The organism is Methylohalobius crimeensis 10Ki, from assembly GCF_000421465.1.
Lineage (GTDB): Bacteria > Pseudomonadota > Gammaproteobacteria > Methylococcales > Methylothermaceae > Methylohalobius > Methylohalobius crimeensis.
Map to the genome: position 1 here is coordinate 1 of NZ_ATXB01000002.1, position 11,729 is coordinate 11,729.

Here is an 11,729-nt window from a genome sequence, read left to right on the forward strand (position 1 = left end):
CTGGCGAACTTTGGTAAAACCCGCATCCGGGCGCTGTTGGCCGATCGAGAGTTTGTCGGTCAAAAATGGTTTACCTGGCTTCAGACCCAGGGCATTCCCTTTCATATTCGGATCAAGGAAAACACCCGAATTCCCAACACCTGGAATCGCGCCACCCCAGCCTGGCTGTTCTTTAGATCGCTTAGGCCCGGACAGATGCGTCACTTGGAAGGGCGTCGACCGGTCTGGGACTGCTTTATTCATATATCGGCTTTGCGGCTGGCCGATAACGAACTTTTGATCGTGGCAACTCACGGTGCGCCCCAGAGCGAGGCGTTCACCGCCTATGGGCAGCGTTGGGAAATCGAAACCCTGTTCGGCGCCTTGAAGTCCCGCGGCTTCAATTTGGAGGACACCCATCTGACTCATCCCGACCGCCTCAGCAAACTGCTGGCGCTTTTGGCGCTCGCCTTTGCTTGGAGTTGGCGTACCGGTGAGGTACTGACTGAACAAAAGCCCATTGAGGTAAAAAAACGCTCCAGCGACCGGTCAAGTCCGTCTTCCGACATGGCCTCGATTTCATCCGCAATCTCCTCTTCAACCTCTTCGATCGATGGACGGATTTTCTATGGCTATTGAAGTTTTTTGTCCCGTACTGAGAATTCTAATACAAAAAAAACGGCGAGACCAATAAATCGATCCGCTTCTCCATCTCCTTCAATTATACCTCGTGGCTTTATATGTCGATCTAATAATGAAAAGATAAATGCAATTTTCAAGGAAATAAAATCACTCAAGATTGTAGACCAAAGAAATACAACTGGAGTAATGCTTCGTGTCTTGATAGAAATAGCTTTATGGAACTACATCAAGAAAGAAGGTCATACTGAAGCAGTGCTCAATCATTTTGATAAAGATAGAAAAAGACGCAATCGTAATGCCAAATGGACTCCTGCATTAAGGCAGATGATTAGTTATTCTGTTGACAATGAAATTTTTCCTGGTATGACAGCTGATGAATATAAGTCTGTTAGAACGTTAGCTTCTAAAGATGCTGCTTATTTTGTTACAATAGATGGGTTTAATGAATTTACACATAATCCAAATATCACTCCTACCGAAGGCGATTTGAGAGCGTTGTGGCAGCGAGCGGAACCGATGCTAGAGATTATATTAAAGTGATTTGAAAAATTTCTAAGGAAGGATATGTCTAAACATTATAGCCCCATGCGTTATCCCGGCGGCAAGGCAGTTCTTGCGCCTTTTTTGATCGAAACTATGAGATTCAATACAATAATTGAACCTCATTACATCGAACCATATGCTGGTGGTGCAGGTGCAGCGCTTAGATTGCTTTTTGAAGAATATGTAGAATCAATAACGATTAACGATGCAGATCCAAGAATTGTAGCATTTTGGCGTGCTGTGACTGAACATAATGTTCAATTTATTGACCTTCTTTATGAAACAGATTTGAGTGTGGAGGAGTGGCACAGACAAAGAATAGTATACGAAAAATGCGATCGCAAAGACATACTCAGACTTGGGTTTGCCACTTTCTATTTAAATAGGACAACCCGTTCTGGGATTATCCACAATGGAGGGCCAATAGGTGGATATAATCAAACAGGAAAATACAAACTTGATTCAAGATTTAATATAGATTCACTTGCACAAAGAATTCGAAAAATAGGCATGTACTCTGAAAGGATTATAGTTTCCGATAAAGACGGAATACAGCTACTGAAAGAGCTATCTAATAATACGCATTATTTTACTAATTTGTTTGTCTACCTGGACCCCCCGTACTATGTTAAAGGTGCTGAGCTTTACATGAATAGACTATCTCACCAGGCTCATAAACTGCTTTCAGAATTCCTAGAGAAGCAATCACTATTTCCATGGATTATGACATATGATAATGTAGAAGAAATCCGTAGATTATACTCACATATGAATCAAATGGAATTCTATCTTAGTTATAGCGCTTATAAACGGCGCAAAGGAAATGAGATTCTTATTTATCCTGATACGATTAAAATTCCTAATAGTGGAATTTCTGCTCTACCTATTCCAGCTTAATTTCTCCACCCCCCCAATTTGACACCACCCCCAACCCCATCTATCCTTAACCTGCACCGGCAAAATCCGGTGCCCGGGTCCGCCAACCCGGAACCCACAAGGCGCAAGGCCGCCTAACCCAAGCGCGGTTTTTTTATGCCCGAATCATGGTGGCCTGCGCGGATTCCCCTCCGGGGGAGCCGGTTCCTTGTGGCCGGTCTTGGCGGGTCCGTGTAGGTCGCCGCCCAATTTCGCCAAGAGAGGGCGGCGGTTGAACAACCGCTATCACAAGGAAACCTCTATGAATACTAATCTTCCCTCTTCGATCGCCTTCGAAGGCACTCAGCTATCCATTATCGATCAACAGGGCCGCCCATGGCTTTCTGCCGCCGATCTAGCCCGAGCGTTGGGTTATAAAGACAGTCGCTCCGTTACTCGGATTTATCAGAGAAATCAGGAAGAATTCACCGACGAAATGACGCTGGTGGTCAATTTGACCACCAGCGGCAATCAAGATCCAAAATACGACACTCGCATCTTCTCCCCCCGAGGCTGCCACCTCATCGCCATGTTCGCCCGAACCGACCGGGCCAAAGCCTTCCGCCATTGGGTCCTCGATGTGCTGGAAGGGTTGGCGGCCCCCAAACCCCGCCCCGAAAAAACCCGCCAAACCCTCCCCGGCGGTCTCACCCTCGAACAGCAGGACGCCGTCAAGGCTCTGGTCAAATCCCGCGCCGAGGGCCTGCCCCGGAAAAAGCAAGGCAAGGCCATGCTCAAGCTGTGGAGCGCGATCAAAAGCAAGTTCGGGGTCAGCTACAAGGAAGTGCCGGCGGAGCAGTTCGCCGAGGTCCTTTCCCTGGTGGCCCGCGTGCCGCTGGAGGAGGCGCTGCCGGGAGGCGAACCCCTGGATTACGCGCACGGCCGCCGGGCCATCGACAACATCCGCAACTTCGCCGTGCGATCGCTCACCGGCAACAACCGGGAAAGCGTGCTGTCGGAATGCGACGCCGCCGAGAAGGTCCTGGTCCGCGGCTGGTCGGAGATGGACGAAGCCATTCTTCATCTGAGCGTGGCCAAGTCCATGCTCAAGCGCTGGCAGGCGGCGCGGTGAGCCAGGCGGGCGCAGGGATGCGCCCTTACGGCGCCGTGTCCATGTCGTCGTGGGAGGCCAAGCGCCGCAGAATGGCGGTGGAATCCCGAATTTCCAGGGAGACTTTGTAGTTTCCAGTCAGGTGAAATGTGTAAATATCCGGCCTCCGAAAGCCCTTGAGCTTCTCGAAACGGAGTCCGGATGGGATGGGGTTTTGAGTCAACTGCGCCAGTTTCTTTTCCAAAAGATCCTGGATGTCTTTCGGAGCTTTCTTGAAATCCTTCTTGAACCGTTTCTTATATTTGATCTCGGTGATGCGGATGCCGCCACCGCCGACGATCGTCATGAACGCAAAGAACGAATGGTGTCCCCGGCCGATTCGAATGGCCCCTCCTCTTCGGACAAATCGGCATCGTGCTCCAGGATGGCGGCTCGAATCGCACCCAATTTTTGGTGATGCCGGCGCAAACTGTTTTTCACCAATCTGGCCAGCAAGCCCTTTGCGCCCGCTTGATCAATATCGTGCCGGATTTCCCGGTTGCTTTGCTGCAAACGCAACAAGGCATCCGTGATGAAATCATCGGGGTCGACCTCTATCGATTCCGGCACACGTTTAACATCCTTGAGCATCGCCTTGGCATCCAATTCGCTGCCCCAAACTTTGAACAGCAAGGAAACAGCCATAATCGATAAAATTCTGCTCTTTTGCAGGCGATAAAGAATCTCCTTGGGATCGATCGCCAGGGCGTTAAGGTCCTGGTCAGTGATTGCCGCCATTGCTTTGCTCCATGGTTGAGATCTTCATTCTAGTCTTGCTTTTCTTGGACAGCAATGGAGCGGCCGAGTTGTTGCGCGGGGATCATTGATATTCCCCGCCTTATCTTGCTACAGCGTAATCCCCACCACCGGCAGCGCCGGCGCCTCGCCCCGGACTTCCCCGCTCTGCACGAACGCCTTCTTTCCCACCGCCACCGATTGTCCCCGCACGCGGATTTCCCGCCCGTCCGGCAGGCTGACCGTGCTGGTGCCGTCGCTATTGTGAAGGATCACGTCCCCGGCCAGGAGGGGATTGTTCGGCAGGAGCTGTTCCAGGCGCTTCCACGGGTTGGTCATGGGCGGGTCTCCAGGGTGATGGATTGGCGCACGCTTCCGGCCCGGGCCTCGACGCTGGAAGCCCGCACCAGGCCGCGCAGGGCGTCGGGGCCGTATTCGATCAGCATCGCGGGTGTCATCAGGCCGATGCCGTGGACGGCGGGATCGAGGGGCATGGACAGAGTGACGCGCTGCTGCTTGCCGGTGTCGGCGAGGATCGCGGTGCCTCGCTGGCGGGCGGCCTGCTCGGCGGTGACGAGCGGATGGGTGACCATCGGGGCGGCGATGTCCCCGGCGGTCCCGGATCGGGTGACGTGGCCCAGGATGCCCTGGTTCTCCCCCGAGACGTAGACCGCGTTATAGGGCGGCTTCTCCAGCCATTCCACGCCCTCGGTGGTGACGATGGCCTCGGGCACCGCGTAGGCCGGACCGGCACCCGGCCAATCCCACGGCGCGACCGGGTAGCGGGGGAGCAGATGCAGGGTTTGGCCGGTGCGGTCGGCCTGGACGATGGCACCGGCCGCCTCGGCCACCTTTTTGACCCCCTCCAGATACGTCCCGGCGTGGCTCCAGGCGCCCGCGGTGACGAGCCAATCGGTGAGCTGCCAATCCACCGTCCAGCCGATGGACACCCCGTTGTCGGTGAGAAGGTCGTCCAGAATTTGGGTGGCGTTGCGATCGATGGTGTTCTTCCGGTTGACGATCCCGGCATAGGGCGTGTCGAGCCGGGCCGCCAGGGACCGCCCCGAGATCTGGATGCGCGACCGGCCGAAGGACCGGCTGCGGCGGATCGTTTCCACCAGGAAGCGCCAGGCGTAGGTGTTGATCTGCGCCTCCACTTCCACCGGCTCGGCCCCCGGCTGGACGTGGGCCAATTGATCGGCGGGCAGCTCGGCGGAAAACTGCCAGCCCCAGGTGTCGGCATCGATGGAGACCGTGAGGTTCAGGGCGGGCAACTCCAGGCTGTCGGAGACGCGGATCAGGTGGACGTCGTTACTCACGAGATAGACCCTTAAGATAGGGATATAAACGGTGCGGCCGGGCGCGTCGGTGTCGGGCCGGCGGATGCATTCGCGCAGGATCAGGACCGAGGGATCGCGGACCGAACGCAGGAAAAGATCGGCCTCGCCGACCCGTTGGCACGGGTCCGGCGGTGGAGGCGGGACCGGAATGACGATTGCGCCGCCCCAGCCGTAGCGGATTCGGCCGTCTTGCCACGGGTTGCAGCGTTCCAGCCACGCCCGGAGCGCGTGGGCGTAATCCCCGCACCAGTGTTGCGATACCCGGATCGCCGCCCGGAACGGGTCGCAATGGGTCGGCCGTTCGGTGCGGATCAGCTCGATCCAATCGACGCACGCCGACGTATCGGCCGCCGCGGCGGGCTGATAGGGAACGCACCGGGATCGATGCCGGGGCAACAGATCGGCAAACAAGCCACAGGGCGATATACCCAACGGCAGGCCAGGCTCGAAGACCGCCCGCGTTGCGCGTGGATTGGGCGTCAGCGGCCCGAATCCGGTCCGCGTCTCCGGCCGGATCGGGAGGCCCGGCTGCCACGGGTGGCAACTGGCCGTCCGCAGCCGAACGCTTTCCTCGAACGCCCCGCAAGCGCCCGCCGTCTCCGCCCTGCCCGGCTGCCACGCGGCGCAGGCCGGCGATTCGATCCCCCGCCACACCGCGTTGTCGTAGGCCGCTTCCATCTGGCTGACCAGGCCGGGGAGCGCGGCGTACAGTTCGGCCTTCGCCCCGTATTCCGCCGATAATTGGGAGTGCAGCGCGGGCAGGACGCCGTGGAGTTCGGCGTTCGAAATGCCCTCGACCTCCGCTGCGATCTGGGATTGGACCGGCGGGATGACGCCATGCAGCTCGGCGGTCCGGTCCGGCGGTCTCTGGAGGCGCAGATCGCCGGGAGCCCGATCCTGCAGCCACAAATCCGCCCCGGACCGGTCCCGGACCAGCCGGAGATCGCCCGGGGATAATTGTTTGAGCCACAGGTCGGCCGGCACGCACTACTCGCTCAGCGTCTTGGTCAAGAAATTGATGATCCCGCCGGTGAAGACGTTGGCGGGGGTGATGGTCAGATCGTCGGCCGGGTCCTCGGAGGCGTCCATGTCGATTACCCAGTTGCCGTCCTTGTCGGTGATCCGGGCCCAGGTCACGGTTCCGTCGCCGGCGGCGTTGATGCTGTCCGGCAGGGCCAGGGTCAGCACGTTGCCGGAGACCGTCCCGGCCGGGCTGCCCAGATCGGCCACGCCCAGGGCGTTGGTCGCCGCCCCGCCGGCGGCCGGGCGGGTGCCGTCGTAGAGGGTCAGCTGAGCGGTGCCGGTCCCGGTGTCGATGGCGTCTCGCAGGGCGGTCAGGCGGGCGGTCTTGACGCTCAGCTTCAGGGCGATGGTCATGGCATCGGCTCCGATTCCACCCGGGCGATGTCGGGGTGGAAGTTGGTCTGTAAATCCTGCCCGGCCACCAAATACATGCCGGCGGCGATATGCTCAAAGGCATACGTCCCATCCGGGGCGGTGAAGGTTTCCGCGACCACCTGGAAGCTTCGTTGATTGAGCAGCAGCACCCGCTTGGTCTCCGCGGGCGTGGACTCCACTCGTACCGTGCCATGAATGCGATTGCCCCCGCCGTATTGATCGGTCCGCTTCGTTGTCAATGGCCCGCCGAGCACCACCGCCGTCATCGCCACGCCCCCGTCAGATTGAAAGCCGGCTGGGCAATCAATCCATTATTGTTGGTTTCCCGGACGACGAGGAAAACATTCGCCGAATTGGTTGCGTCATCGACGATCTGCAAGCCGCCGCCCAGATCGTTATGGGCAAATCCAATCCCCGGCAGCACGCCCCGCAGATCGTTGTCCGCCGTGACCAGAATGGGGCTTTCGTTGAGATAGAGATTCCCGTCGGACGGATTGGGGTTCGGGACGTTCAGTCGCTCGTGGCCATAAAGCCCCACCGTCGGGTTGAGAACGGTGGTGTTTTCGCTGCGCGCAATCCGCCAGATATAGGGAGCGCTGTTTATATAACTGGAAAGGGTAAAGTTATCCGGCCGCCGCAGAGAGGTTTCACCATTCGCGATAACGACGCAGTGATAAACATCGGCAGGCTTAAAGCTCTTGATGTCGCCAAAGGCCGCGATGCCGGCATAATCCCCACCCCGGAAATGCACATAGAACAAGCGGGCATCGCCCACCAACGCCCACTGATTCGTGCCAGACGAGGACACCGCGAAATGTCCCGAAGCGTGGCCGAATGCATTGCTCCCGGTGTCCACGTCGGTCATGGATTCGTAGCCTCTCACGGGTCGGGCCCGGCCGCTGACGGTGTCATCCACGCGCAGATAATAGCCGGTGGCGAGGGGATCGGTGCTGCGGTAGACGGCCTTGTTAGTGGCGGAGAATGCCTTTTCCCATTGACCGACCGGCGCGGCCTTGGCGGTGATCGTCCCGGTGGCGGTGGCCACGCCCGGCGCCGTGGCCGGGGTGAATTGGAAGGTGGTCGCATCCAGCGCCGTGATTCGGTGCTCGCCGTTGAATGCCGCCTCGTTGGCGCCCTCAATCAGAATGACTTGATACTGACTGAAGCCATGCCCGGCGTTGACCGTTCCGGTACATTTCCCCGTGCCGGAGTCATAGGTCAGGCTATCCAGGCCCTGGGCGTTGAAGCCGTTGAGGAGACAGGCATCCAGGAGGGCGATCAGCTCGCCGGTCGGAAAGGAATCCGAGCCGGTAATCTGCGGCGCCCCCGTCATGTCGCTGGTGAACCACTTGACCGGTATCATTGATCGATGTCTCCTCGTATCTGCACACAGAATTTGTCACTGCCGCTCGATCCCGGCGATTGCTGGATGGAGCGGGCGATCCAGACCGGGTAGTTGGCCCCGATGGTGTTGAAGCGGATCAGGTTGCCGGTGGCCCAGCCGGCGCCCCACCCGGCGGCGGGCAGGGTGAAATAGGGCTGCCCGGTGGCCGGGTTGACCGGGGCGATGTCGCCCGAGATGGGCCATTGGTTTTGTCCGGCCAGGGTCAGCCCGCCCACGTGCTCGCCGAAGATCTCCACCTCGGTGGTATTGATGAAGCGGGCATACCAGCGCTCGGTGATGGCCCCGTCGTTGGTGACCTGGATCGGGTATTGCACCTCGTCGAAGGTGGCGGTGGCCGGGCTGCCGATGAGCGTATCGGACCAGACCCCCGTCCAGGTGGCTTGATCGAACAGGTTGGTGGAGCGGGCCTGCATGTCGCCGATGATCAAGGCCGAGGAGACCAGCGTTTCGGTTGCCGGGAAATCGTGGGTCAACTGCCGGTTGAGGGTCAGGCTGCCGTCGATCTGGACATCGGTCACCAGCACCATGTCGGCCACGGTGTGATACAAGGTCAGCGGGGCGGTGTAGGGGGCCACGTCCACCAGGGTCACGGTGCCCGCGTCCAGGTCGGCGGTGTAGTCGCCTTCCGCCATGCGGGTCCCATCGGCGTCCTCGATCAAGACCTTGGCCAGCCGGGTCCGGCCGGTGTCGATCACCTGCCCGTTGGCCGGCGCCGCCTCGATGATCTGCCCGGTATGGTGAACCACCGCGACGTTGCCCGCCCGGTAGATTGGCACCCGGCCGTCGGACGGCAGGCGCACCGGGTCGAGGCCGAGGATGTCGGCGTCCAGCGGCAAGAACTTGTACACCACCTCGTTGTGGCGCACGGTGTTGGGATAGACGAACGCCGGCTTCCAGATGTTGCCGCTGCCGTCCACGTCGGCCGGGTCGTACCAAGGCTCGGCCTTCTCCTCCGGGGTCAGGCTCGAGTCGGCCACCAATTCGCCGAATTTGATCTGGGCGACGCCCATTTCCTGCTCCACCTGGCCCTCGGCGGTGGCCGACGAGATGACGCCGTTGGCATCCGAGCTTTCCGAAAAGGCGGTGCCATCGAGGGCGGTGGCGTTGACGATCAGGGAGCCGGGCTGGATCGGGCTGCCCTGGGTGCGGAAAAAGAAATCGTAGTCGTACCACTGGCCGTAGGTGGATACCATCGACTGCACGGTGAGGGTCGAGCCGGCGTTGAACACGGTCAGGGTCACGATGGCCGAGGCGTAGTCCACCGAGCCGGCCACCGTGCCGTCGTTCAGGTACAGCACCCCGCCGCCGGCGCGGTCGGAGTAGGCCTGGCCGCCGAAGGTGAAGCGCAGGGTACCCGGCACGATGCTGTCCGAGACGCTGGGGAGCAGGTTGAAGGTCAGCGGCGGCAAGGCCAATTCGGAGCTTTGGGTGACCGGCGTGCCCGAGTCCTCGGCGTAGGTGGCGACGATGTCGCCCACCACCGTCATCGAGGCGGTGTTACGGGTCCAGTCGCCGTCGGCGTCCTTGTAGAAACTGCTGTCGGCGGTGACCGCGTCGTCGATCTGCACGGCGCCGGTCGAATAATCGATCGTGCCGTTCAGGGGCAGCGCCCCCAGGCCGTCGTCGGTCAGTTGACGCTCTTTCTGGTTTTCGTTGACGGTATGCTTCGATGCCATGATGTCCTCGCTATGCCGGCAGCGCCCCCACGATCTGGGTAGGCATCTGCAAAATCACTTCCTTCTTGAATCGTTGGTACTCCCGGCGCTCTTTCGTCAGCACCGCCAACTGGACCGACCCCGGCTTGATCGGGGTATGGGCCAGGGTGAACGACGCCGCCCCGCCGGAGATGGTCGGCGTGATGACCTCCTGAAACACGTTGGGCGCCTCGTCCCAGTCCACGGTGATGGTGCTATTGGCGTCCGGGTAGGTGGTGAACTGGAGATAGCCCTCCCCGGTGGCGTGGACGAAATAGCCGGTGGCGTCGCCGCTGACGGTGCCGTCGGCGGCCACGGTGGCGGTCTTGGTCAAGCCGCCTTCGAGCCAGGACAGGGACACGCTCCCCGGCACCGCCGCCGCTCCCAGGGCGATCGGCGCCAGGGGCACCGCGTTGATGGTCGCCCCGGCCCGGTCGGTGTAGTGAGCCTTGGCGCCCCAGGTGAAGATCACTTGGCTCCCCACGTCCGGCAAGGCCTGGAGGGTCACGCTTACCGAGCCGGTCTGATAATTGACCGCCCCGGAGCCGGCCCCGTCGAGGATGCCGGTCCCGTCGTCCTCGATCCGCTGCCATTTGCCCAGGGCGCGGTATTCCACCGACAGCACCCCCGGCGCCGGGATCGGCAGCAGGGTGGCCACGTAGGAAAAGGCCCGGTTGCCCAGGGTGACGGCGATGGCGTGGGTGTGGGAAGGCCCGGCGATCTCGAAGGTTTCCCCGCCCGAGGTGATTGCGACCGTATTGGCGGTGATTTGGGCGTCGGTGACCGGGGTTTCGGTTCTGGCCGACGGCACCAACTGACCGTAGACCGAGGCGGCCTTGACCGTGGTGTCGCCGGTGGTGGCCGGATCGGCCAGGGGCTGGACGCCGAAATAATGGGTGGCGTCGGCCACCAGGGTGGTGCGCACCTTGGCGGCCGGGTTGATGTCGTCGAAGCGGCTGATGGTGGCGCCGTGATAGGTCTCGCGCAGGGGATCGGAAATCTGGACGGTTATCACTTGGCGGGTGAATTCGCCCTGGCTGTCGGTGAAGGTCTGGTTCTGCGTGCTCACCTCGGTGACCCGCACGTATTGGCTGATCTCGCCGGGATCGCCTTCGTCCTCGATCAGATACAGCACGTCGCCCACTTCGGGCACCGCCGATCCGACCCGGGAGAACAGCAGCAATTGCTTCTGACCGACCACGTGGACATCGAACAAAAACCACGGCCCCACGGGGCCGGCCACCACGTAGCGCTCGATGAAGTCCCGCGCGGCGATCCGGACGTCGTTCCAGTCCTCGGTGGAGAACATCAGCACGTCGATGTTGTCGTCCTGGGGCGGCTGCTCGACGATGACGTGGGCGCCGAAATAGGTGTCCGTGGTCGGGGTCAGCACGCCGGGGAAGGTCTTGCGCAGGTTCACCCGGCCGAAGGTGCGGTCCAGCTCGGAGACGTCGGGGAAAATGTTGTTGCTTTGACCGTCCACGATGACGTTGCCGGTCATCCGGCCGCCGCCGTCGTCGAAGTCGGTCATGCGCTGGGATTCCAGCAGTTTGATGTCGTCCTTCGTGATCGCCATCTATACCTCGATCAATCGCAATGTGAGTCGATAAAGCGCATCGGCGTCCGGGTCCGCCAGGCCGCTGAAGATCGGTTCCGCCTCCAGCGGGGTGTCCCCGTGCCGCCAGCGGACGGTGAAGCTGCGCCCGTCGTGCAGGGTCAGGGGCATGTCGCCGGCCGCGGTCAACTTGGCCCTGAGCGCGTCCAGGGTGCCCCGCGCGGTCCAGCCGCCGCCCTCCGGCGTGGTCAGGGTGATGGGGCGCCCCGCCTGGCGGGCGGCCTCTTCCACGATCAGCGCGCCGGTGAGGGAATAGTCGGTGGACTGGATCACCGGCGACCAATCGTATTCGTCCGACCAGCTAAGTTCGTCGGGGAGCACGATGGAATCCAGCACGATCGCCATCCATCACCCTCCCTGTAGGGGCGACCGG

General features: G+C 60.5%; 15 protein-coding genes. 5 read left to right on the plus strand and 10 right to left on the minus strand.

Annotated elements, in window-relative coordinates; translation table 11 throughout:
- The 4 genes from H035_RS19795 to H035_RS20925 form a co-directional block, all read left to right on the plus strand.
- The coding region (locus tag H035_RS19795) for a transposase (protein WP_161624032.1) at positions 1 to 618 on the plus strand (618 nt) is incomplete at its 5' end.
- 6 nt (positions 619 to 624) lie between these two features.
- Positions 625 to 1,161: a hypothetical protein gene (locus tag H035_RS21465; protein WP_200861584.1), complete on the plus strand. Its 537-nt coding sequence runs from the start codon at positions 625 to 627 to the stop codon at positions 1,159 to 1,161.
- Positions 1,162 to 1,185: 24 nt separating this feature from the next.
- Positions 1,186 to 2,061: a DNA adenine methylase gene (locus H035_RS0113540; RefSeq protein WP_022949505.1), complete on the plus strand. Its 876-nt coding sequence runs from the start codon at positions 1,186 to 1,188 to the stop codon at positions 2,059 to 2,061.
- Between the two features lie 280 nt (positions 2,062 to 2,341).
- Entirely contained in the window at positions 2,342 to 3,151 is an 810-nt protein-coding gene (locus H035_RS20925) for a BRO-N domain-containing protein (RefSeq protein ID WP_022949506.1), read from the plus strand.
- Positions 3,152 to 3,176: 25 nt separating this feature from the next.
- Here H035_RS20925 and H035_RS0113550 read toward each other — a convergent pair whose 3' ends face one another.
- From H035_RS0113550 to H035_RS20930, 4 genes are all read right to left on the minus strand, one after another.
- Positions 3,177 to 3,476 (minus strand): type II toxin-antitoxin system RelE/ParE family toxin, encoded by a 300-nt coding sequence (locus tag H035_RS0113550; RefSeq protein WP_022949507.1) that lies wholly within the window; start codon positions 3,474 to 3,476, stop codon positions 3,177 to 3,179.
- On the minus strand, positions 3,473 to 3,907 hold the full coding sequence (locus tag H035_RS0113555) for a hypothetical protein (protein ID WP_022949508.1): 435 nt from the start codon (positions 3,905 to 3,907) through the stop codon (positions 3,473 to 3,475). The genes H035_RS0113550 and H035_RS0113555 overlap by 4 nt, the downstream gene beginning before the upstream one ends.
- A 108-nt stretch (positions 3,908 to 4,015) precedes the next feature.
- Complete coding sequence (locus tag H035_RS0113560) at positions 4,016 to 4,243, minus strand: hypothetical protein (RefSeq protein ID WP_022949509.1); 228 nt, start codon at positions 4,241 to 4,243, stop codon at positions 4,016 to 4,018.
- Complete coding sequence (locus H035_RS20930) at positions 4,240 to 5,655, minus strand: hypothetical protein (RefSeq protein ID WP_152486066.1); 1,416 nt, start codon at positions 5,653 to 5,655, stop codon at positions 4,240 to 4,242. The genes H035_RS0113560 and H035_RS20930 overlap by 4 nt, the downstream gene beginning before the upstream one ends.
- A gap of 336 nt (positions 5,656 to 5,991) precedes the next feature.
- Between H035_RS20930 and H035_RS21835 the strand changes: the two genes are divergently transcribed.
- Positions 5,992 to 6,201 (plus strand): hypothetical protein, encoded by a 210-nt coding sequence (locus tag H035_RS21835; protein ID WP_152486067.1) that lies wholly within the window; start codon positions 5,992 to 5,994, stop codon positions 6,199 to 6,201.
- Between the two features lie 30 nt (positions 6,202 to 6,231).
- On the opposite strand, the gene H035_RS0113570 is transcribed toward H035_RS21835, so the two are convergent.
- Genes H035_RS0113570 through H035_RS0113595 form a run of 6 tightly spaced genes read right to left on the minus strand, consistent with a single transcriptional unit; the run spans position 6,232 to position 11,701 of the window.
- On the minus strand, positions 6,232 to 6,621 hold the full coding sequence (locus H035_RS0113570) for a hypothetical protein (RefSeq protein WP_022949511.1): 390 nt from the start codon (positions 6,619 to 6,621) through the stop codon (positions 6,232 to 6,234).
- Positions 6,618 to 6,908 (minus strand): hypothetical protein, encoded by a 291-nt coding sequence (locus tag H035_RS0113575; RefSeq protein ID WP_022949512.1) that lies wholly within the window; start codon positions 6,906 to 6,908, stop codon positions 6,618 to 6,620. Before H035_RS0113575 ends, H035_RS0113570 begins: the two co-directional genes overlap by 4 nt.
- The gene (locus tag H035_RS20935) at positions 6,905 to 8,005 is read right to left on the minus strand and encodes a hypothetical protein (protein ID WP_022949513.1); all 1,101 of its coding nucleotides are present in this window, start codon (positions 8,003 to 8,005) and stop codon (positions 6,905 to 6,907) included. The genes H035_RS0113575 and H035_RS20935 overlap by 4 nt, the downstream gene beginning before the upstream one ends.
- The gene (locus H035_RS19815) at positions 8,002 to 9,723 is read right to left on the minus strand and encodes a hypothetical protein (protein ID WP_051149856.1); all 1,722 of its coding nucleotides are present in this window, start codon (positions 9,721 to 9,723) and stop codon (positions 8,002 to 8,004) included. Before H035_RS19815 ends, H035_RS20935 begins: the two co-directional genes overlap by 4 nt.
- 10 nt (positions 9,724 to 9,733) lie before the next feature.
- Positions 9,734 to 11,317, minus strand: a complete 1,584-nt coding sequence (locus tag H035_RS0113590; RefSeq protein ID WP_026596617.1) for a hypothetical protein — start codon at positions 11,315 to 11,317, stop codon at positions 9,734 to 9,736.
- Positions 11,318 to 11,701 carry a hypothetical protein gene (locus tag H035_RS0113595; RefSeq protein ID WP_022949514.1) on the minus strand — a complete coding sequence of 128 codons (384 nt, stop codon included), beginning with the start codon at positions 11,699 to 11,701 and terminating at the stop codon, positions 11,318 to 11,320. It abuts the gene before it with no gap.
- Between the last annotated feature and the right edge of the window lie 28 nt (positions 11,702 to 11,729).